The following is a 20316-nucleotide window of genomic DNA, read 5'->3' as shown; positions in this document are numbered from 1 at the left end:
GAAGGAGAAGAGCAAGGCCGCCAGCGCCGCGGCGAAGGCCCAGCGCGGCTGAGGAGCGCGAGGTCAGTCGGGTCGGGGTCGGGCGGTGACGAGGCCGACGGCCGCACGAGCGGTGAGGACGACCCCGTCGTCGGTCGCGGCCTCGAGCGTGAGCCGTGCCGTCGTCCGGCCGTCCTCGCCGGCGACGATCTCGACGACCTCGCCGGTCAGCAGCACGGTGTCGCCGACCAGGACCGGGGCCCGGAAGCGCACCTCGAGGTCGAGCAGATGTTCGACGCCGCACCAGTCGCTGACCCACGCCGCGACGATCCCCGCGGTCAGCTGGCCCATCACGACCGGCGCCGCGAACCCGGCGCGCGCGGCCAGGGCCGGGTCGTGGTGCAGCGGGTTGAAGTCACCACACGCCCCGGCGAACCGCAGGACGTCCGTCTGGGTGAGCGGGTCGACCTCGCGGGGCGGGAGCGTGTCGCCCGCCGCCACGGACACGTCGGCGCTCACCGGGCGGGCCGCTCGACGACGACGTCCTGCTGGGTCACGACCGTGTCGCCGGTCGCGTCCACGAAGTCCGTCTCGAGGGTGACCAGGCGCAACTCGCCACCGGTCCCGTGGCGCCGCTCGTCCGCGACGACGCGCCGCCGCCCCACGATCGCGTCCCCGACCACCAGGGGACGCCGGTAGGTCCAGCGGACGCTGCCCACCATCGTCCGCTCGATGTCGAGCCCGAGCGCGGCGACCCATTCCCGCTGGTCGCGGTAGTGCAGGCTGACCGCGACGTACGTCGGGGTGGCGACGACGTCGGCGTGGCCCCGGTCCCGCGCGACGGCGCGCTCGGTGTGCACGGGGTCCGCCGCCCGGGTGGCGCGCGCGAACTCCCGGATCTTGCCCCGCTCGACGTCGAACGCCACGACATCGACCTCGCGTTCCACCGCTGCTCCTCTCCTCGGTGTCAGACGACGCGCCCGGACGGCAGCGTCATCGGCAGGTCCGTCGCGTCGGACTCGGCCCGGACCTGCACGGACTCCTCCTCCGCCGCGGACGGCACCGCGACCCCGTCGAGCGACTCGACTGCCAGCAGGGCCGCTCCGTAGGCGCCGGTGATCTGCGGGTCCGCGGGGACCAGCAGCTCGACGTCGAGCGCCTCGGCAAGGGCCCGGACCACCGCGGTGTTGCGCGCGACGCCTCCGGTGAGCGCCACCGGCGTCGCCCGCCCGACCTGGCCGATGAGCCCGAGGGTGCGGGTGGACGCGGCCTTGTGGACGGAGGCGGCGATGTCGGCGGGATCGTGGCCCTTCGCCAGCAGGGCGATGACCTCCGTGACCGCGAACGTCGCGCACAGGTTGCTGATCGCGAGGTTCGCGGTGCCCCGGCTCGCGAGCTCCTCGAGCTCCTCGACCTCGATCTCCAGGGCGTCGGCCAGGCCTTCGTAGAAGCGGCCGGTGCCGCTGGCGCAGCGGTCGTTCATGGCGAACCGCTCGACCCGCCCCGCCGTGTCGACATGGATGGCCTTGGTGTCCTGGCCGCCGATGTCCACCACCAGCCGGATGCCGGGGAAGAGCGCGGCGACCCCCCGGGCGTGCGCGCTGATCTCGGTGAACACGAAGTCCGATCCCCCGGGGACCAGCCGTCGCCCGTACCCGGTGGCCGCGACCGCCCGGACCGCCGAACGTTCGATCCCCGCCTGCGCGAGCGCCTCGTCGAGGGCGCGCTGTAGGCCCTTGCGGCTGACCGTGCCGGTCGTCACCACCGCGGTCGCGACGATCTCTCGCCGCTCGTCGACGACGACGCACTCGGCCGACGTCGACCCGAGGTCGACGCCCACGACGTGCGAGCTCACGACGGCCTCCTCACACCCGGGCCCGCCGGGCGTCGATGGTCTCCAGCAGCGCGGCCAGCCGGGTCTCGAGGATCTCGTCGTTGTAGAAGGCCTCGTCCGCGATGTCGCCCTCGAAGAACGCGGTCGACAGCCCCGCCTGGTCCTCCGCCACCCTGGCCAGCAGGTGCTGGTGGTTGGTGTACGCCCGGCAGGTGCGGGACGCGTGGAAGAGCACGCCGTCGATCGCGTAGTCCTCGCAGTCGGAGAGCATCGCCCGCTTCAGGGTCTTGAACCCCTGGCTGTTGGAGCACAGCAGGTAGTGCTGGGCGAGGCCGCGCAGCGGGTCCGCGGGGTCGATCAGCTGCGGCTCCTGCCAGAAGTTCTGGTGGGTGTAGCGGCCGCAGATGACCGAGGCGTCGACGTCGGCGAACTTGCGGGCGAGCCAGCCCAGCTTGTTCCAGTTCATGATGCCGTCGAAGTAGAGCCGGTACCGCTCGTTCGCGACGCCGGCCTCCCCGCGGGCGAGCCGGTCCGCGACCTCGTCCCGCACGTCGCGGAAGTAGTCGACCAGCCGTTCCTCCGCGGGCATGAAGTTGATGTGCGCGATGCTCGCGACCCAGTCCCAGTAGGTGGCCGGGGCGGGCGAGGTCCGGCACAGCTCCATGCCCTCGCGCCGCAGCTCGGAGGCCGCCTTGATGTAGGTCATCACCTCGCCGAGCCGGTCGTGGTCGAAGGGGCGCCCGGTCTGGGCCTCGAGGAAGTCGATCAGCTTCCGGAGCTGGTCGACGACGAAGGTCGTGGCCTCCTCCCACTCCTGGCCCACGAGGTAGCCGGCGTCCGGCTTGCTGCCGAACATGAACGGCAGCGACAGCGTGAAGATCGGGACCTTCTTGCCGAGGACGCGGTAGGACATCTGGTCCCATTGCTGCCCGGTACTGCAGCCCTGGTAGCCGTTGACGAAGAAGTCCGGCTGCGGGAGCCTGCTCGCCAGCTCCCGCCGGTCGACCGTGCCGACGATGCCCGACTCCTCCGCCCCCGTTCCGCTGGTGAGCACCGCGCACCCCAGGTGGGTCCGGGAGTACGAGCACAGCTCGTTCACGTAGCCGTACTCCTCGCCGGCGAGCTGCGCGGGCGCCTCCAGGTGCTGCGCCGCCAGCCGGGCCGAGAAGGCCTCGCCGTGGCACCAGGAGATCCCGGCCGCCTGGAACAGCGGGTTGAGGGCGTGGCCGTTGTACCAGACGACCTGCGCGCCGCGCTCCCGCGCGCTGAACAGGTCGTCCCAGTAGGCCCCGACGAGCTCACCGCCCCGGCCCGTCGTCCGGAGCCGGTTCGACTTGTTCTCCAGCGTGTCCACCATGTCGTGTCCTCCTCCCCGAGCGGTCGGGCTCACACCGACGCGCGCATTCGCGCCCGCGTGAGCCTGACCTGCTCGAACATCGCCTCGATCCGGGTCCGCATGGTCTCCAGCGGCATGCCCTCGTGCTCGGTCTCCAGCAGCAGGTGCGGCACCCCCTCCGCATCGAGCCGCTTGCGCACCTCGGGGAGGTAGAGCATGTGCGGCTCGCAGTACTTGACCATCAGCGAGATCACCGCCTCGGCACCGCTGCGCCGGACGGCGTCCACCAGGTAGGAGTCCCAGTCCACGTCCGACTGCGCCCGGGTGGGGCACGGGACCGCCCGGTTCCGGCGGAGGTACTGGGAGACCAGGGCGTCGAGCGGCGGCCCGTCCTCGTCCGCGTCCGTCGAGACGTGCCGGACTCCGTGGAACAGATCGTCGTCGACGACGGTCCCGCCGCTCTCCTCGATCAGCTCCAGCAGCTCCGGTTTGGGCGCGTGGCACAGGTGCGCGGACAGGTGCACGCGGATCCGGCCACCGTCGCGGGAGGCCGGGGCCGACTCCGCCACGAGCGCCTCCAGCAGCGCGGTGTGCTCCTCGCGCTGCATGACCATGCTCGACTTGACCATGGTCTGCAGCTCGGTCGGGCTGAAGCGGGCGTCGCCGTCCCGGCGCTCGGTGTAGAGCCTGCGCAGCAGCCCGCGCCCCCGGTTGTAGGCGCGGATGCTGCCGGCCAGCCGCTCGTCGGTGACCTCGACGCCCGCGAACGCGGACATCTGCTCGACGAAGTCCGCGAGCGTGATCCGCACCCGGTCCGCCGTCCACGGGTCGTTCATCGAGGAGATGAGCTGGCCGAAGTGGAAGGGGCGGTCCGACAGCTCCCGGATGACGTCGGCGGCACCGATCAGCTGGATGCAGTGGTCGGCCATGAAGATCGCGTCGAAGACGTCGAGCCTGCCGGTGGCAGCCTGGTCGGCGAGGTTGCGGGAGTACCCGCAGTTGAACTCGCTGAGCAGGTTGTTCCCCAGCGTGATCGGGTTCCGGTCCTCCTGGACGACCACCGGCAGCACGCCCGCGGCGTGCGCGATCTCGGCCGGGAAGTTCATCGGCAGCACGCCCACGGCGGGCCGCCCGGTCCGGGCCTTCCACCGCTGCGCGTACCCGGCCGGATCCTCGGCGGCCTCGGCCATCTCCGCGAGCGGGCTCACCGCGTCGCTCATACGCGCTGTCCTTCCTCGGGCGGTGCAGGAGCGAGGGCGCCGCCCATGATCTGGTCCCGGAGGGCGAACTTCTGGATCTTGCCCGCGGGAGTGGTCGGGAACCGGTCGACGAAGAACCAGGACGACGGCGCCTTGAACCGCGCGATGCGGGACCGGCAGTAGGCCGTCAGGTCCGCGGAGGTGAGCGCCGAGTCGGGGACCGTGCGCACCACCGCGGCCACCGTCTCGCCGAGCTCCGCGTGCGGGACGCCGAGCACGACCACCTCGGCGACGTCCGGGTGCTCGAACAGCACGTCCTCCACCTCGCGCGGGGAGATGTTCTCCCCGCCCCGGATGATCATGTCCTTGAGCCGACCGGTGATCCGGAGGTAGCCGCGCTCGTCCATCGAGCCGAGGTCGCCGGTGTGGAGCCAGCCGTCGGCGTCCAGCGCGGCGCTCGTCGCGACCGGGTCGTCCAGGTAGCCGACCATCATCTGGTGGCCGCGCCCGCAGATCTCGCCCTCGGCTCCCAGCGGCACGACACCGCCGTCGACCGGGTCCGCGATCTTGATCTCGACCTGGGGGACGGCGCTGCCGATCGTGCAGGCCTGGTCCTCCGGGGAGTCGTCCACCCGGGTGGTGGTGATGACGCCGGAGACCTCGGTCTGGCCGTAGATGTTGGTGAAGCCGCAGCCGAAGGCCGCCTTGGTCCGGCGGACCAGCTCGGCGGGCACCGGCGCCGCGCCCGACACCAGGGTGTGCACACCGGACATGTCCCGCCGGGTGAGGTCCGGGTGGTCGAGCATCCGGATCAGCATGGTCGGCACGAACAGGCCGATGTTCGCCCGCGCCTGCTCCATCAGGTCCAGGACGAGGGCCGGGTCGAACTCCGGGACGACGACGTGGGTGCCCTGCCGGGCGATGATGCCGAGCCCGGTGGTGACGCACCCGCCCACGTGGAACAGCGGCATCGCGTTGAGCCAGGTGTCCGCCGGCCGCATCCCGCACTGTTCGAGCACCAGGTCGGGGGTGTTGCAGATGCCGCGATGGTGCAGCAGCACGCCCTTGGGGAACCCGGTGGTGCCGCCGGTGTACTGGATCTGCGCCACGGAGGCGGCGTCGACCTCGGGCAGGGTGCCCTGGGTGCCCCGGCCCCCGGCCGACGCGCGCGCCGTCCACTCGTCGAACCGCCACACCGCGCGGATCGAGGGGATGCGCGGCGCCAGCTCGCGGACGGTCTCGTGGAGGGCGTGGCCGCGATACTCCGGCGCCACGACGACCCCGGCCGCCGCGGACCGCCGCAGCACGTGCTCGATCTCCCGCTCCCGGTAGGCGGGGTTGGCGGGGGCGAGGATCAGACCGGCCAGTCCCGCTCCCAGCTGCAGGACGACCCACTCGGCCGAGTTCGGCGCGAGCACCAGGACGACCTCGCCCGGCCGGAACTCCGCGAGCAGCGCGTGGGCCGCCGCCGTCGCCGCCTCCAGCAGCTCGGCATAGGTCCACCGGCGCCGCCCCGCCGGGTCCGGTGTGCCGTCCACCAGGGCGACCCGGTCCGGCACCTGCGCGGCGACCCGGGCCAGCAGCCGCCCCACGGTCAGGGTGTCGTCGACGTCCCGCGACCGGTCGGCGGGCCAGTACGAGTCGGTGAGGGACGCCGTACGGGAGGGTGTGCGCGTCGTGTGGGTGGTGGTCATGTCGCTCCCCGTCGCCGACCGGTGTCTAGGCCATCGTGAGGCCGCCGCTGACGGACAGCGTCTGGCCGGTGACGTATGCTGCGCCGTCGCTCGCGAAGAAGCGGACGGCGGCGGCGATGTCGGCGGGCTCGCCGAGCCTGCGCATCGGGACGGCCCTGACCATCGCCTTCATCACGGCGTCCGCGCTCTCCTGCTGGTTCATGGCGCTCTCCAACGCCGGCGTCCGGGTCGGTCCCGGGCAGACCGTGTTGGCGGTGACCCCGGCGCGGGCGGCCTCCCGGGCGATCGTCTTGGTGAACGCGATGATGCCGCCCTTCGCTCCGGAGTAGACCGCCTCCAGCGACGAGCCGACGCGCCCCGCGTCCGAACCGATGTTCACGATCCGACCCCGGCCGCGCTCGGTCATCCCCGGCAGCACCGCGCGGACGAACCGCAGCGCGGAGGTGAAGTTGACGTCGAGGATCCGGCCCCAGAACTCCTCGTCGGTCTGCACGAACGGGAGGTGCTCGTCGAACCCGGCGTTGTTGACCAGCACGTGGACGGGACCCGCCGTCGTCTCGATCTCGGCGACGACCGCCCGGACGCCCGCGCCGTCGGTCACGTCCACCACGTGGTGCGACGCGGCCAGCCCGCGGTCCTGCAGCGCCTTGGCCACCTCGGCCGCGGTCGCCTCGTCGCGGTCGACCACCGCGACGTGGAAGCCGTCCTCGGCCAGGCCCTCCGCGATCCCGCGGCCGATGCCCCGGCCGCCGCCCGTGACCAGGGCGACTCGCTTCTCGGTACTCACGTCGACACTCCTTCGTGTGTGTGATGGGGGGGCGGATCAGCCCAGGTCGACCTTGGTCGCGCCGCCGTCCACCGAGAGGACCTCGCCGGTGATCCAGGCGGCCTCGTCGGAGAGCAGGAAGCAGGCGGCGGGCGCGACGTCGTCCGGCCGGCCGAACCGCCGCATCGGGTAGCGGCTCCGCAGCGCGTCCACGTCCCCGCGCAGCCGGGCCTCGGAGAACTGAGTGGTGATCATGGCCGGCGCCACGGCGTTGACCCGGACGTCCGGCGCCAGCTCGAGCGCGAGCTGGCGGGTGAGGTGCTCGACCGCGGCCTTCGACATGGCGTACACGCCGAGGTTCGCGGCGCTGTGCCGGGCGGCGATCGAGGTCACGTTCACCACGGCTCCGCCGGTCTCGGTGAGCCCGTCCCGGCAGGCGCTCTGGATGGTCGCGAGGCAGCCCGCGACGTTGATCTCGAAGGTCTTCAGCACGGCGCTCGCCGACGCGTCCCGCAGCGGACCGTAGTAGGGGCTCGCGCCGACGTTGTTGACCAGCATCCCGAGCGGGCCGAAGCGCTCCCGGACCTTGCCCGTGACCTCGGCGGCAGCCTCGGCGTCCCGGACGTCCGCCTGGACCAGGAGCAGCCGGTCCCCGCCGAGCACCGGGTCCTCCAGCGCAGCCTCGGCCTCGGCCAGCGACTCGGTCTTGCGGGCCGTGATCGCGACGTTCGCCCCGCGCGCCAGCAGCTCGCGGGCGATCTCGAACCCGATGCCGCGGCTGCCGCCCGTGACCAGCGCCGTCCGGCCCTCGAACGCCCCCGTCACGTCGACTCCAGGGTCCGGCGGGACTGCGCGACGAGCGGGGTGATCAGCGCCCCGACGTCCGCAAAGCCCTCGGGGGTGTGCCCGGCCAGGAAGCGCCGGTGGATGTGTCCGCGCAGCACGGCCAACTTGAGGTAGCCGAAAGCGGTGTACCAGGACAGACCGGTGGGTGCCCGCCCGGCCCGCTCCGCGTAGCGGTCGGCGAGCTCGGCGAACCGCGGGAAGCCCAGCGCGGGGTCGATCCCCTTGCGCATGGTGTCCCCGCCGGGGTTCTCGACGCCGTCCCAGTAGCACTGGAGCAGGCCGAGGTCGGTCAGCGGGTCGCCGAGGGTGGCCAGCTCCCAGTCCAGGACGGCGGCGACCCGGCCGTCGGCGGAGGTGAGGACGTTGTCCAGCCGATAGTCCCCGTGCACCACCGCGGAGCGCTCGGTGTCCGGCATCTCGGCGCGGAGCCGGTCGACGACCACTGCCACGCCCTCGACGTCCGCCAGCACCGTCTCGGCCTGCCCGGTCCAGCGGGCGACCTGGCGCTGCAGGAACCCGGCGGGCCGGCCGAAGTCACCCAACCCGGCCGACTCGGCGTCGACCGCGTGCAGGTCGGCGAGCACGTCGACGAGCGCGAACGAGACCTCCCGGGCGCGCTCGGCGCCGAGCCTCGCGGTCTGCTCCGTGGTGCGATAGACCGTGCCCTCGACGAACTCCGACAGGTAGAAGGGCGCGCCGAGGACCGCGGCGTCGGCGCAGTGGTGGACGACCCCGGGCACCGGGATCGCGCTGTCCGCCAACGCCCCCATGACCCGGGCCTCGCGCCCCATGTCGTGCGACCGCGCGTCCCGCTGCCCCAGCGGCGGGCGCCGCAGCACCCAGCGCGACGCCCCGTCCGCGACCTCGTAGGTCAGGTTGGAGTGTCCCCCGACCAGCAGCGTGGCCCGCAGTGGCCCGGTCACCAGCCCCGGTCGGTGCTCGTCGAGGTGGGCGCGCAGCGCAGCGAGGTCCACACCCGGCGGTCCGCCGGCGGTTCCGACGGTCGCGTGTCCCGCCGTCGTCTCGGTCATCGTTGCTCCCTTCATCGGAAATCCGGGCTCCGCTTCTCGAGGAAGGCCCGCATGCCCTCGCGGGCGTCCGGACCGTCGAAGAGGGCCTCGACCCGGGTGACCTCGCCCGCGAGCCCCTCGGCGAGGGGCACCTCGGAGGCGGAGTCGACCAGGGCGATCACGTCCATCAGGGCCGGAATCGACAGGGCGGCCATGGCGCCCGCGAGCTCCACCGCCGTGGCCGCGGCCTCCCCCGGCTCACACACGCGGTCGACCAGGCCGATGGCCAGCGCCTCCTCGGCCCCGACCGGGCGCGCGGTGAGCATCAGCTCGAGGGCCCGCCCCCGGCCCACGTAGCGGGGCAGCCGCTGGGTGGCCCCGGCGCTCGGGATCAACCCGATCTTGGCCTCGGGCAGCCCGACCCGGCTGGTCCGGGACGCCACGCGCAGACAGCAGGCCAGGGCGAGCTCCATCCCGCCGCCGAGCGCACTGCCCTCGACGGCCGCGATCGTGGGCCGGTCCAACCCGGCGATCCGCTCCACGGTCGACCGCAGCCGCAGCCCGTAGGCGACGAACCCGTCCCGGTCGACGTCGACCATCGTCTTGATGTCGGCGCCCGCCGCGAAGAACCGCGGCACCGCCGAGGCGATCACCACGACCCGGGCCCCGTCCTTCTCCGCGAGGTCGAGCGCCTCGTCCAGGCCGTCGAGGAGCTCGGGTGCGAGCGCGTTGACCGGGGGGTTCGCCATCCGGACCACGAACACCCCGTCGTCCGACGAGGACACCTCCACCGCCGACGAGCTCACCGCACCGCCGCCGCTCACGCGTACTTGGCGAAGTCGGGCTTGCGCTTCTCGGCGAAGGCACGCGCCCCCTCCATGGCCTCCTCGGACTTCGCGAAGGTGTCCAGACCGGCCTCGGCGAGCAGGGCGATGCCGGCCTGGTGCTCGGTGTCGGCGTTGAACGCCTTCTTGAGGAAACGCAGCGCGGTGGGGCTGTAGTCGGCCATCTTCGCGACCCATTCCTTGGCCGCGGGCAACAGTTCCTCCTTCGGCACGACCTTGTTCACCAGCCCCCATTCCTTCGCCTCCTGGGCCGTGTACTTGTCGAGCAGGAACCAGATCTCCCGGGCCCGCTTCTCCCCGACGACCCGAGCGAGGAACAGTGCGCCGAAACCGGCGTCGAAGGAGCCGACGCGCGGACCGCTCTGGGCGAACGTGGCGTGCTCGGCCGCGATCGACAGGTCGCAGATGACGTGCAGCACGTGCCCGCCGCCGATCGCGATCCCGTTCACCGCCGCGATCACCGGCTTCGGGATGTCCCGGATCAGCTTCTGCAGGTAGGTGCCCTCGAACAGGCCGTTCGACGTGGGCCCGTAGTCACCGGTCTCGGCCCGCTGCTTCACGTCCCCGCCGACGCAGAAGGCGCGGTCGCCCGCGGCGGTCAGGATGACCCCGTGCACGTTCCGGTCCGCCCACGCGCGCTTGAACGCGTGGATCATCTCCTCGGTGGTGGTGGCCCGGAAGGCGTTCATCCGGTCCGCGCGGTTGATCGTGATGACCGCGGCGGGACCATCGACGTCATAGGTGATGTCCTGGTATTCCATTCGTTCTGCACTGCCTTTCTCACGGGGATTCATTCGAGTAGGGAAACGCGACTCCTGGAGTCGCAAGGACTACGCGGGACCACTGATCCGAAAATCGGGGTCGACGCGGCGGTACTCGCGGCGCGCGATCGACATCTTGTGGACCTCGTCGGGGCCGTCGGCCAGGCGAAGGGTGCGCATCTTGGCGTACATGTACGCCAGCGGGGTGTACTGTGTGACCCCGGCGGCGCCGTGGACCTGGACCGCCCGGTCGACCACCTCGAAGCAGATCTCGGGGATCGCCACCTTGATGCCTGCGATCTCCTGGGCGGCGGCCTTGTTCCCGACGGTGTCCATCAGCCGGGCGGCGTGCAGGACGTACTGGCGCGCCATGTCGATCTTGATCCGTGACTCGGCCACCCACTGCTGGATCACCCCGCGGTGGGCCAGGGTCGACCCGAAGGTCGTGCGCTGCAACGACCGGGTCACCATGAGCCCGAGCGCCCGCTCGGCGACCCCGATCGCCCGCATGCAGTGGTGGATCCGGCCCGGACCCAGCCGGGCCTGGGCGATGGCGAAGCCGCCGCCCTGCTCGCCGAGCAGGTTCTCCACCGGCACGCGCACGTCCCGGTAGATCACCTCGGGGTGGCCGCCGCGCTCGGAGTAGCCGAAGACCGTGGGGAGCCTGCCGAACTCCAGCCCCGGGGTGTCGAGCGGCACCGCGAACATGGAGTGCTGCCGGTGCCGCGGCGCGTCGGGGTCGGTGCGGGCCATCACGATGAGCAGCGCGCACCGCTCGGACTTGGCCCCGGAGCTGAACCACTTGCGGCCGTTGAGCACGTAGTGGTCGCCGTCGCGCGTGGCCCGCAGGTCGATGTTCGTCGCGTCCGAGGAGGCGACGTCCGGCTCGGACATGGAGTAGGCGCTGCGGATGCTCCCCGACAGCAGCGGCTCCAACCACCGCTCCTGCACGGCCGAGGTGGCGAAGTGGTGGAGGATCTCGGCGTTGCCCGAGTCCGGCGGCTGACAGTTGAAGACCTCGGAGGCGAACCACACCTTGCCGAGCTCCTCGGACACCGGCGCGTAGTCCATGTTGGACAGTCGGACGCCGGCGTGCCCCGGCTGGAGGTCGGGCAGGAAGAGGTTCCACAGGCCCTCGGCCGCCGCCTTGGCCTTGAGCTCCTCGAGCACCGGCGGGTGGCCGTACGGCCCCACCTCGTCGAGCTCCGCGTAGAAGCGCTCCTCGTTCGGGTAGACGTGCTGGTCCATGAAGCGTCGGACCGCCCCGAGGACGCGCAGGCCGTCCTCACCGGATCCGTCGGTCACGGGGCCCCTCCTCTCGTCGTGGTCGTCCGCGGTCATCGCAGGACGACCGGGTGCGTGTGCACCGCCTCGGTCTCGGCGACCTCGGTGCGGCAGAGCGCGTCCCAGACCGCGGGGTCGGCCCGTGCGGCGCACAGGGACTCGCGGTCCGCCCACCACAGCTCGTCGACGGCGTCGTAGGCGGGCCGAGACCCACCGGGCGCGCCGACCACCGTGTTACGGACGCACCGGGTCAGGCCCGGCACACGCCGCTCCGCGTCCGCCGGGGACCATGCCGCGGCGAACCGGCGAGGCTCGGCCTCCGGCCGCCGCCGAGCCAGCAGGACCACCTTCAGCCCTTCCGCGGCGCCGTCGAGCACCGGCTCCTCGGTCACCCGCAGGTAGTCGTGCCGGGTCTGGTCCAGGAAGTTCGGCTCGTCGGCACGCGCGCCCCGGAGGTAGGCCGGGTCGGCGTGCAGCCCGCCGGTACCGTCCTCGGGCCCGTCGATGTCCAGCCAGGCCTCGCTGATGCCGTCCACCGGCGGCGGCTCCACCGCGGGCCCGGGCCAGTCCCGCACGTGGTTCTGCACGTATCGGCGGAGGCCGGGGATCCGCAGGGCGAAGGGACCGTGGACGTCTCGCCAGTGGGCCGAGAACGCAGTCCGGGACAGGTCCGGGCGGCGCACCAGCAGCGCGAACAGCTTGCGGTCGGTCATGCGACCGCCGCGTCGGACGAGACCTCGCCGCCGGGCTCCCGGTCGGTGGCCCGCAGGTCGGAGCCCGTCATGTCCTTCACCAGGAACACGACGGAGATCGCGCCGAGCACGCAGAGCACGCTCACGTAGACCGCGATGGGCATCAAGCCCCGACCGCCCGCGGACAGCCCCACGGCGATCACCGGCGCGAGGCCGCCGACCACGGAGGCGAGCTGTTGGCCCAGCGACACCGCGGTGCACCGCAGCTCGGTCGGGAACATCTCCACCGAGAAGGCCGGGCTCGCCCCCGTGATGATCCCGTGCCCCAGCCCGAGGAGCAGCGTCATCGTCACCAGGATGATCCACGGGTTGCCGGTCGGCAGGGAGAGGAAGAACAGGTACAGCAACGCGCCCTCCACCGGGACCCCCACCGCCAGGAGCCACTTCCGCCCGATCCGGTCGGAGAGCGCGCCCCACAGCGGGGCCGCGATCACCAGCACCGTGGCCGCGATGCCCACCAGCCAGAGCATCGTGGTCCGCGGCACCCCGTAGGCCGTGGTCGCGACCGACAGACCGAACACGGTGACCAGGTAGAGGATGGTGTTCGGACCGGACCAGATCATCAGGATCGTGAGGACCTCGCGCCAGTACCGCCGCACGGTGGGCACCAGAGGAAGCGCTTCAAGGCGTCCCTGCCGGGCCGACTCCTCGAAGACCTCCGGCTCGTCCACGCTGCGCCGGATGACGAACCCGATGCCGACGACGACGGCGCTGGCCAGGAACGGGACCCGCCAGCCCCAGGCCAGGAAGGCCTCGTCCGACATCAGGGTGAGCGGCCCGACCACGGCGGAGGACAGGACCAGCCCGGCGAAGGCGCCTGCCATGGAGAACGACCCGAAGAAGCCCCGCCGGTGACGCGGCGCGTGCTCGACGGCCATCCCGACCGCACCCCCGAGCTCGCCACCGACCGCGAGACCCTGGATCAGACGAAACAGGATGAGCAGGATCGGAGCGGCCTGCCCGATCTGCGCGAAGGTCGGCAGGCACCCGATGAGGAAGGTCCCCAGACCCATCATCAGCAGGGTGATCAGGAGCGACCGGCGCCTCCCGTAGCGGTCGCCGATGTGCCCGAAGACGATCCCGCCGACCGGTCGGACCAGGTATCCGATCGAGAAGGTCGCGAAGGCGAGCAGGGTCCCGACCGCGGGCGAGAGGTTGCTGAAGAACAGCCCGTTGAACACCAGTGCCGCGGCGGTGCCGTAGATGAAGAAGTCGTAGTACTCGGTCAGACTCCCGACGAAACTCGCCGCTGCTGCCCTACCGGGCGTCGAAGTGCGTACTCCGACAGTCATTCATGCCTCCAGGGAAGGTGGGCGCACCACACTGCGCCCGCTGCTGCCGACAACGTTGAGGACGTGCATTCCCTTGATCGCGGGCCTCGCCCGCCGTGCCGTGCTCACCACACCGAAGCCTTGATTTTTGACAACTTCGGGAAGGACCGCATCGAAACCATACAAGATGAAGGAGGCGGGCGCGACCCCCCGCTTCCGGCTCCCGCGAGATCGGCGACGATTGAGGCGTGACGGACGACCGCCGAGCTCCGATCGCCGCGGCGCCACCGCCGCGGCAGCCCCCGCTGCCTCCACCGAGCGCGCGGTCGATGCTGCTCACCGTGGTCGGCGAGCTGGTGCCCGACGAGCCCGGTGGCGTTCGGACGAACGCGCTGCTGCCCGTGTTCGCCCGGCTCGGCATCGAGGACCACGCCTGCCGTCAGCTCCTCGCGCGCTCCACGCGGGCCGGCTGGCTCTTCCGGGTGCGAGACGGTCGTGCCGTCCGGTGGGCGCTCGACGCCCGCGGGCAGGCCCTCGTGGACGAGGGTGTACGGCGGGTGAAGGCGTTCCTCAACGACGACCGGCGCTGGGACGGCCGCTGGCTCGTGCTCAACGTGAACGTCCCGGAGGAGCGGCGCACCATCCGCAAGCGGCTCTACGGCGGGCTGGGCTGGCTCGGTTTCGGCAACCCCACCGTCGGGGTCTGGATCACCCCGCACACCGAGCGGGCGGCGGACCTGACGCAGCTCATCTCCCTGCTCGAGCTGGAGCAGACCTCGGTGGCGGTCACCGGACGGACCGTCGACCTCGGCCTCTCCGAGGCCGAGCTGGTCGCCAGGGCGTGGGACCTCACCGACCTCGACGCCGCCTACCGGCGGTTCCTCGAACAGGACGCCGAGGACCCCGGCCCCCAGACCCCCGACGAGGTGTTGACGGCCTATCTCGAGCTGCTCAACCTGCAGCAGCGGTTCATGCGCCTGGACCCGCAGCTCCCGGCTACCCTGCAGCCGGAGTGGGTGGGTCGCGAGGCCGCCGCGGTGTTCCGGGCCCGCCGGGCCGCCTGGGCAGGGCCGGCACACCAGCGCTTCCGCGAGATCGTCGAGGAGACCGCGCCGCCTGCCCGGCGGCGGAGCCCGTCGTCCTGACCGGGTCCGCTCAGCGGCGGGGTGAGCACCGCCGTACCCGCGCGCCGCGGGAGCACTCCCTCCCGTCCGCCGGCGCCTGCGGTGACGCTGTCCGAGGTCGGCAGCACGGCCCGGTCCGCCTGACCCGCCCGGGCGGCGGGGACTTCAGCCGGCCGCGAAGTCCGTGCCCGCGCCGACCGCGGCCCACGCGTCGAGGTCGGCCTGCTGCTCCGCCAGCACCTCGGCGAACCTGGTGCGGGCATCCGTCCCCAGAACGAGCAGCCTCGGGGGCTCGGGGGCCTCGACCGCGGCGATGATCGCTTCGGCGGCGCGGGCCGGGTCCCCCGCCTGGGTGCCGTCCGTGGTGTCGTTCTCCTTGCGCCGCAGCCCGGCCGTCGGGGCGTAGTCCGCGATGGGGTCGGCAACCTGCGTGAGCGAGCGGCCGGCGAAGTCCGTGCGGAAGGCGCCCGGCTCCACCGAGAACGCCGCGATCCCCAGCGGGGCGACCTCGACGCGCAACGAGCTGGTGAGCGCCTCCATCGCCGCCTTGGCGGCGGCGTAGTAGCCCGACCCGGCGGCCGAGGAGCGCGCCGCGATGGACGACACGGTGACGATCGTGCCCGAGCGGCGCGCGCGCATCCCCGGCAGCACCGCCTTCACGAGGTCGACCGGCCCGTGCACGTGGGTGGCGAACAGCCGCGCGACGTCCGCGGGCACGCCCTCCTCGACCGCGGCCCGGTAGCCGTACCCGGCATTGTTGACCAGCACGTCGATCCCGCCGAACCGCTCGGCCCCACGCGCCACGGCCTCCCGCACCTGCTCCGGGGACGTGACGTCCAACGCCACGGCCAGCGCCCGGTCCGGGTACGGCGCGCACACGTCCGTGACAGCGCCCGGGTCCCGGGCGGTCACCACCGCCGAGTCCCCGCGCGCCAGCACCGTGCGCGCCAGCTCCCGGCCCAGACCGCTCGAGCACCCTGTGATCAACCATGTCGTCATGACTCGATCATCTCCGACGCCGCTACCGCTCGGCGAGGCCCGCCGCGCGGGCCGCTGCAGCGAGGAAGGAGCCGACCAGGGCGGGGTCGGCGTAGTACGGGTCGCCGTACCCGGCGACGGTGCGACGATGGCCGTACTCGAAGAGCACCGCCAGCTTCCACAGCGCCATCGCGGTGTACCAGCGCAGACCCGACAGGTCCCGACCGGTGCGCGCGGCATAGCGCGTCGCCAGCTCGGCCCGGGTCGGGTAGCCCGGCTCCAGCGCGGCGGCACCCATCGCTGCGGTGGGGGTGAGCGGCTCCCCGTGCTCCGGCCAGCTCGCGAGGAAGTAGCCGACGTCGAACAGGGGGTCGCCCAGGGTGGAGGGTGTCCACCATGGACTCCCCGATCTCCCGGCCGCGGCCGGTGAGCTCCGGCGGCGTCGAGGTGGTGATGACCGGGCCCGCGACGAGGCTCATCACAGAGAGCGGGCTGTCGATCACCTCGCCCGCCTCGGCGGTGGCCAGCACCGCGGGCACCGGCACGCCGGTGGGGGCCAGTCCCGCGAGCAGCCGGGCCTCGCGCAGCACGTCGTGCGCGCCGGGCGGCGAGCCCGCCGCGGGCCGGTGGGAGTCCCGCATCCGCCCGCCCGGCTCGGCGGGCCAGTGGCGCAGGTCGTCCTGCGGGCCGAAGCCCGGATCGGGGATGTGCACGTCGGCGAGGGTCATGCGCTCATCTCCCGGTGGAGTTCGGAGGGCGACGCTCCTGGAAGGCGGCCAGCGCCTCGGGCATGTCCTCGGCGCGGGTCAGCAGCGCCTGGCCACGGTTCTCCAGCTCCAGCGCCGCGGCAGAGGAGGAGATCTCCCGGTTGCGCAGCGGCGCCTGCTTGGAGCGAGCAGAACGCGCGCTCCCCGGCACCGCGCAGGATCAGCGCCCGGGCACCGCTGTCCCGCAGCACCAGTGCGGCGTCGTTGAACTCGTGGAACATCGCGACCGTCTGCGAGTTGGCCCGCTCGGGCCGGTTCACCATCAGCAGGGCGACCCCATCCTCGCGGAGCTCGACGAGGAGGGTCTCCAGCCGCAGCAGCGGCTCGGACGACGTCGCGGTCATCAGTTCCCCCGGAAGGCGGGCGCACGCCCGGCACGGAACGCGTCGAGCGCCTCGGTCATGTCGGCGGTGCGGGTCAGAAGCGCCTGCCCGCGGTTCTCCAGCTCGAGCGCCGCGGCGTAGGAGGTCACCTCCATGTTGGCGTGGAGCGCGCGCTTCGACAGCTGCACCCCGCCGGGTGAGTTGGCACAGATCTGCTCGGCCATCTCCAGCGCGGCGGGCAGCAGCTCGTCCTCGGGCACCACCCGGTTGACCAGGCCGCTGCGCTCCGCGTCCTCGGCGTTCATCATCCCGGCCGTGTAGGCGAACTCCGCCGCCGCGGCCGGACCGATCAGCCGCGGCAGCAGCCAGGACGTCCCGAGGTCGCCCGCCGACAGGCCGATCTTGACGAACGCCGCGGTGAACTTCGCCCGCGGCGAGGCCAGCCGGATGTCGGCGGCCAACGCCAGCGCCAGCCCGCCACCCGCGGCGGCACCGTTCACCGCGACGATCACCGGGACCCGGATGTTCCGGATCCCGCTCACCGCACGGGCGGCGCTCTCCTGCAGGTCCAGCATGCCGAGCGCGCCGAGCCCCCCGAGCTGCTCCGCGTCCGCCAAGTCGTAGCCCGATCAGAACGCCTTGCCCGCCCCGGTGAGCACCACGACCCGCAGGCCGGGCTCGCGGTCCAGCTCGCGGGCGGTCGTCTCCAGCTCCGCGAACATGGTCGCGTTCATCGCGTTGTACGTGTCGGGCCGGTCGAGGGTCAGCACGACCACGCCCTCGCGCGGTCGCTCCAGCCGGAAGGTCGTGGGCGCTGTGGCTGGCATGGGGAGTCCTCTCGATCGGGCTCTGACGGGGCCGGTCTCAGCGGGAGCCCACGCCCGCGGCCGGCGCGGGTGCGGCGAGCAACGCGACGATCCGGCGCGTGGCGTCCTCGGCCTGCTCGGGCTCCAGCCCCCACGGCGGGGCGGTCAGGTTCAGGTGGTCGAAGTGCTCCGCCTGGCGGGCGACGAGCCCGGGCAGGTCCTCCGGGCGGCAGGCGATGGCCATCTCGTCGACCATCTCGTCCGTCACGGCGGCGGTCATGGCCGACAGATCGCGGGCCTTGGCGGCGGCGCGGATCCGCTCCTGTGCCCCGGACCAACCGTGCAGGGCGAACAGCCGGTCGTAGACGCGGGCGGCCGCGTACTGCGCGATCGCGAAGGCGGCGCGCTCGCGGGCCGCCTGCTCGTCCGCGTCCACCGAACAGATACGGGTGCCGGACACAGCGACCTCCACCGCGCGGCCCGCCTCGGCGGCACCGCGGGCGAGCTCGGGTCGCAGGATCTCCGTGACGTAGCGGCCGGTCATCATCGGATGCCCGACGAGCCCGTCCGCGACCCGACCCGCCGCCCGCACCATGAGCGGGTTGACCCCGGCGGTCCAGATCGGCAGCGGGTCCTGCAGCGGTGGGGTGGTGGGGATGGTCGGCGTGATGTCGAAGGAGTAGAAGCGGCCCTCGTGCGCGACCGGGCCCTCGTGCAGCCGCCACAGCGTCCGGAGGGCCGTGACGAGCTCCTCCATCCGGGCGGCCGGGGCGGCGCCGTCGGCGCCCATCCAGTTCCGCATCATCCCCGGCGTGCCGTTGCCCAGCCCGAGCACGACCCGGCCGCCGCTCAGCTCGTCGAGGTCACGGGCCTCCGCGGCCAGGATCATGGGCGAGCGGGCGGCGCCGTAGGCGATGTTGGAGCCGATCCGGATCCGTTCGGTCGCCGCGGCGAGGGCCGCCATCGGGACCGTGGCGGAGCGGTTGTACAGCTCACTGACCCACACCGCCGAGAACCCGGCCGCCTCCGCCGCGCAGGCGATCTCGCCCGCGCGACGGAAGCGGTCCGGTCCGTGACCGGCGGTGAAGACGGTCAGGCCGTACCCGGTGTCCAGCATCGTCGCCGGTCCTCCACTCACGCGAACTTCGGGGCGCGCTTCTCGAGGAAGGCGGTGATGCCCTCGCGGGCCTCGCCGTGCTCGAACAGGCCCTGGATCTGCTCGACCTCGTACCGCTTGCCCTCGTCGAAGGGCAGGTCGAACGCGGCGTCGACGGTCTGGATGACGGCGGCGAGCGCGGGCCGGGAGATCCGGGCGAGCTGCCCGGCGAGCTCGACGGCAGCGTCCCGCGCGCCGCCCGCCGCCACGAGCCGGTCCACCAGACCGATGGCCTTCGCCTCGTCCGCCGGCACCTGCCGGGCGGTCGCCATGATGTCCAGCGCCCGGCCGCGGCCCACGAGCCGCGGCAGCCGCTGGGTGCCCGCGGCCCCGGGGATCAGGCCGAGCTTGACCTCGGGCAGGCCGTACTTCGCGTCCGCCCCCGAGACCCGCATGGTGCAGGCCATGGCGAGCTCGAGCCCACCCCCGAGGGCCACGCCCTCGACGGCCGCGATGCTGATCGCGTCCGCCGCGGCCAGCCGCTCGACGGCACCGCGCAGCAGGTCGCCGTAGGCGGTGAAGGACTCCGCGTCGACGGTGCCCATGTGCTTGATGTCGGCGCCCGCGGCGAAGAAGCCGGGGATGGCCGAGGTCAGCACCACGACGCGGACGTCGCGGCGCTCGACCTCGTCGAGCAGCGCGGTCAGGCCGTCGATGATCGGCGGGCCCAGCGCGTTGGCAGGGCGGTGGTCGATCGTGGCGACGAGCACGCCCTCGGCGGCGTCCTCCCAGGTGACCACTCTGCTGTCGGAGTTCACAGGCTCATCCTCTCGTTCAGGCGCGCCGCGGGAAGCGCTCGAAGTCCGGGGTGCGCTTCGCCTTGTACGCCTCGCGGCCCTCCTGGGCCTCCTCGGTGGCGTAGAAGAGCAGGTTGGTGTCGTGGGCGAGCTGCTGGATGCCCGAGATCCCGTCCTCGGCCGCGTGGAAGCTCGCCTTGCACAGCCGCAGCGCCATCGGTGACAGGGTCAGCATCCGGCGGCACCACGCCACCGTCTCGGACTCCAGCTCGGCCAGCGGCACGACGGCGTTGACCAGGCCCATCTCCTTGGCCTCGACGGCGTCGTACTGCTCGCACAGCATCCAGAACTCCTTGGCACGCTTCTGCCCGACCTGCTGCGCGAGCAGGGCGGCGCCGAACCCCCCGTCGAACGAGCCGACCTTCGGGCCCACCTGGCCGAACCGTGCGTTGTCCGCGGCGATCGTCAGGTCGCACACCAGGTGCAGGACGTGCCCGCCACCGATCGCGTACCCGGCGACCATCGCGACCACCGGCTTCGGCAGCCGTCGGATCTGCACGTGCAGGTCCGTCACGTGGAACCGCCCCACCGCGCCCGCCGCACCCGGCTCGGTGAGGTAACCGGTGTCGCCGCGGACGCGCTGGTCACCGCCCGAGCAGAAGGCGTCCGGGCCCTCCCCCGTCAACACGATCACGCCGACCGAGGCGTCCTCGCGGGAGCGGGTCAGGGCGTCGGAGATCTCGATCAGGGTCTGCGGCCGGAAGGCGTTGCGCACCTCCGGACGGCAGATGGTGATCTTCGCGATGCCGTCCCCCGAGTGGTCGAGACGGATGTCGGTGTAGCCCAGC

General features: G+C 72.7%; 21 protein-coding genes and 1 pseudogene. 1 reads left to right on the top strand and 21 read right to left on the bottom strand.

Features of this window, described 5'->3' with window-relative positions:
• Window positions 1-63 precede the first annotated feature (63 nt).
• The 14 genes from ACL02T_RS34250 to ACL02T_RS34185 form a co-directional block, all read right to left on the bottom strand.
• Window positions 64-498 (bottom strand): MaoC family dehydratase, encoded by a 435-nt coding sequence (locus ACL02T_RS34250; protein ID WP_412834982.1) that lies wholly within the window; start codon window positions 496-498, stop codon window positions 64-66.
• Window positions 495-926, bottom strand: a complete 432-nt coding sequence (locus tag ACL02T_RS34245; RefSeq protein ID WP_412834981.1) for an FAS1-like dehydratase domain-containing protein — start codon at window positions 924-926, stop codon at window positions 495-497. The genes ACL02T_RS34250 and ACL02T_RS34245 overlap by 4 nt, the downstream gene beginning before the upstream one ends.
• Window positions 927-946: 20 nt before the next feature.
• On the bottom strand, window positions 947-1834 hold the full coding sequence (locus ACL02T_RS34240) for an acyl-CoA dehydratase activase (protein WP_412834980.1): 888 nt from the start codon (window positions 1832-1834) through the stop codon (window positions 947-949).
• Window positions 1835-1844: 10 nt separating this feature from the next.
• Window positions 1845-3170, bottom strand: a complete 1326-nt coding sequence (locus tag ACL02T_RS34235; RefSeq protein ID WP_412834979.1) for a 2-hydroxyacyl-CoA dehydratase subunit D — start codon at window positions 3168-3170, stop codon at window positions 1845-1847.
• Between the two features lie 29 nt (window positions 3171-3199).
• Window positions 3200-4369: a 2-hydroxyacyl-CoA dehydratase subunit D gene (locus tag ACL02T_RS34230; RefSeq protein ID WP_412834978.1), complete on the bottom strand. Its 1170-nt coding sequence runs from the start codon at window positions 4367-4369 to the stop codon at window positions 3200-3202.
• Window positions 4366-6042: a class I adenylate-forming enzyme family protein gene (locus ACL02T_RS34225; protein ID WP_412834977.1), complete on the bottom strand. Its 1677-nt coding sequence runs from the start codon at window positions 6040-6042 to the stop codon at window positions 4366-4368. The genes ACL02T_RS34230 and ACL02T_RS34225 overlap by 4 nt, the downstream gene beginning before the upstream one ends.
• A gap of 25 nt (window positions 6043-6067) precedes the next feature.
• The gene (locus tag ACL02T_RS34220) at window positions 6068-6829 is read right to left on the bottom strand and encodes an SDR family NAD(P)-dependent oxidoreductase (RefSeq protein ID WP_412834976.1); all 762 of its coding nucleotides are present in this window, start codon (window positions 6827-6829) and stop codon (window positions 6068-6070) included.
• A 36-nt stretch (window positions 6830-6865) separates the two neighbouring features.
• Entirely contained in the window at window positions 6866-7633 is a 768-nt protein-coding gene (locus ACL02T_RS34215; protein WP_412834975.1) for an SDR family oxidoreductase, read from the bottom strand.
• A complete protein-coding gene (locus ACL02T_RS34210; RefSeq protein ID WP_412834974.1) occupies window positions 7630-8685 on the bottom strand; it encodes a phosphotransferase family protein in 1056 nt (351 codons plus the stop codon). The genes ACL02T_RS34215 and ACL02T_RS34210 overlap by 4 nt, the downstream gene beginning before the upstream one ends.
• A gap of 11 nt (window positions 8686-8696) precedes the next feature.
• Complete coding sequence (locus tag ACL02T_RS34205; protein ID WP_412834973.1) at window positions 8697-9488, bottom strand: enoyl-CoA hydratase/isomerase family protein; 792 nt, start codon at window positions 9486-9488, stop codon at window positions 8697-8699.
• On the bottom strand, window positions 9485-10270 hold the full coding sequence (locus tag ACL02T_RS34200) for an enoyl-CoA hydratase-related protein (protein ID WP_412834972.1): 786 nt from the start codon (window positions 10268-10270) through the stop codon (window positions 9485-9487). The genes ACL02T_RS34205 and ACL02T_RS34200 overlap by 4 nt, the downstream gene beginning before the upstream one ends.
• A gap of 69 nt (window positions 10271-10339) precedes the next feature.
• Entirely contained in the window at window positions 10340-11575 is a 1236-nt protein-coding gene (locus ACL02T_RS34195) for an acyl-CoA dehydrogenase family protein (protein ID WP_412834971.1), read from the bottom strand.
• Between the two features lie 32 nt (window positions 11576-11607).
• Window positions 11608-12267 (bottom strand): EthD domain-containing protein, encoded by a 660-nt coding sequence (locus ACL02T_RS34190; protein ID WP_412834970.1) that lies wholly within the window; start codon window positions 12265-12267, stop codon window positions 11608-11610.
• The gene (locus ACL02T_RS34185; protein WP_412834969.1) at window positions 12264-13598 is read right to left on the bottom strand and encodes an MFS transporter; all 1335 of its coding nucleotides are present in this window, start codon (window positions 13596-13598) and stop codon (window positions 12264-12266) included. Before ACL02T_RS34185 ends, ACL02T_RS34190 begins: the two co-directional genes overlap by 4 nt.
• A 227-nt stretch (window positions 13599-13825) precedes the next feature.
• Here ACL02T_RS34185 and ACL02T_RS34180 point away from each other — a divergent pair, with 227 nt between their 5' ends.
• Window positions 13826-14722: a PaaX family transcriptional regulator gene (locus tag ACL02T_RS34180; RefSeq protein WP_412834968.1), complete on the top strand. Its 897-nt coding sequence runs from the start codon at window positions 13826-13828 to the stop codon at window positions 14720-14722.
• Window positions 14723-14866: 144 nt separating this feature from the next.
• On the opposite strand, the gene ACL02T_RS34175 is transcribed toward ACL02T_RS34180, so the two are convergent.
• From ACL02T_RS34175 to menB, 7 genes and pseudogenes are all read right to left on the bottom strand, one after another.
• Window positions 14867-15700, bottom strand: coding sequence for an oxidoreductase (locus tag ACL02T_RS34175; RefSeq protein ID WP_412834967.1), 834 nt, complete (start codon window positions 15698-15700; stop codon window positions 14867-14869).
• The gene (locus ACL02T_RS34170) at window positions 15697-16320 is read right to left on the bottom strand and encodes a phosphotransferase (protein WP_412834983.1); all 624 of its coding nucleotides are present in this window, start codon (window positions 16318-16320) and stop codon (window positions 15697-15699) included. The genes ACL02T_RS34175 and ACL02T_RS34170 overlap by 4 nt, the downstream gene beginning before the upstream one ends.
• Before the next feature lie 91 nt (window positions 16321-16411).
• Entirely contained in the window at window positions 16412-16597 is a 186-nt protein-coding gene (locus ACL02T_RS34165; protein WP_412834966.1) for a Clp protease/crotonase-like domain-containing protein, read from the bottom strand.
• Window positions 16598-16789: 192 nt separating this feature from the next.
• A pseudogene (locus ACL02T_RS34160) lies at window positions 16790-17596 on the bottom strand (enoyl-CoA hydratase/isomerase family protein).
• Between the two features lie 37 nt (window positions 17597-17633).
• Window positions 17634-18692, bottom strand: a complete 1059-nt coding sequence (locus ACL02T_RS34155; protein ID WP_412834965.1) for an LLM class flavin-dependent oxidoreductase — start codon at window positions 18690-18692, stop codon at window positions 17634-17636.
• Between the two features lie 17 nt (window positions 18693-18709).
• Complete coding sequence (locus ACL02T_RS34150) at window positions 18710-19489, bottom strand: enoyl-CoA hydratase-related protein (protein WP_412834964.1); 780 nt, start codon at window positions 19487-19489, stop codon at window positions 18710-18712.
• A 16-nt stretch (window positions 19490-19505) separates the two neighbouring features.
• Window positions 19506-20315 carry a 1,4-dihydroxy-2-naphthoyl-CoA synthase gene (gene menB / locus ACL02T_RS34145; protein ID WP_412834963.1) on the bottom strand — a complete coding sequence of 270 codons (810 nt, stop codon included), beginning with the start codon at window positions 20313-20315 and terminating at the stop codon, window positions 19506-19508.
• Between the last annotated feature and the right edge of the window lies 1 nt (window position 20316).

It is taken from the genome of Pseudonocardia oceanicola, from assembly GCF_047200735.1.
Lineage (GTDB): Bacteria > Actinomycetota > Actinomycetes > Mycobacteriales > Pseudonocardiaceae > Pseudonocardia.
The sequence above is the reverse complement of the archived record's forward strand: the minus strand, read 5'-3'. Positions and strand labels throughout refer to the sequence as shown.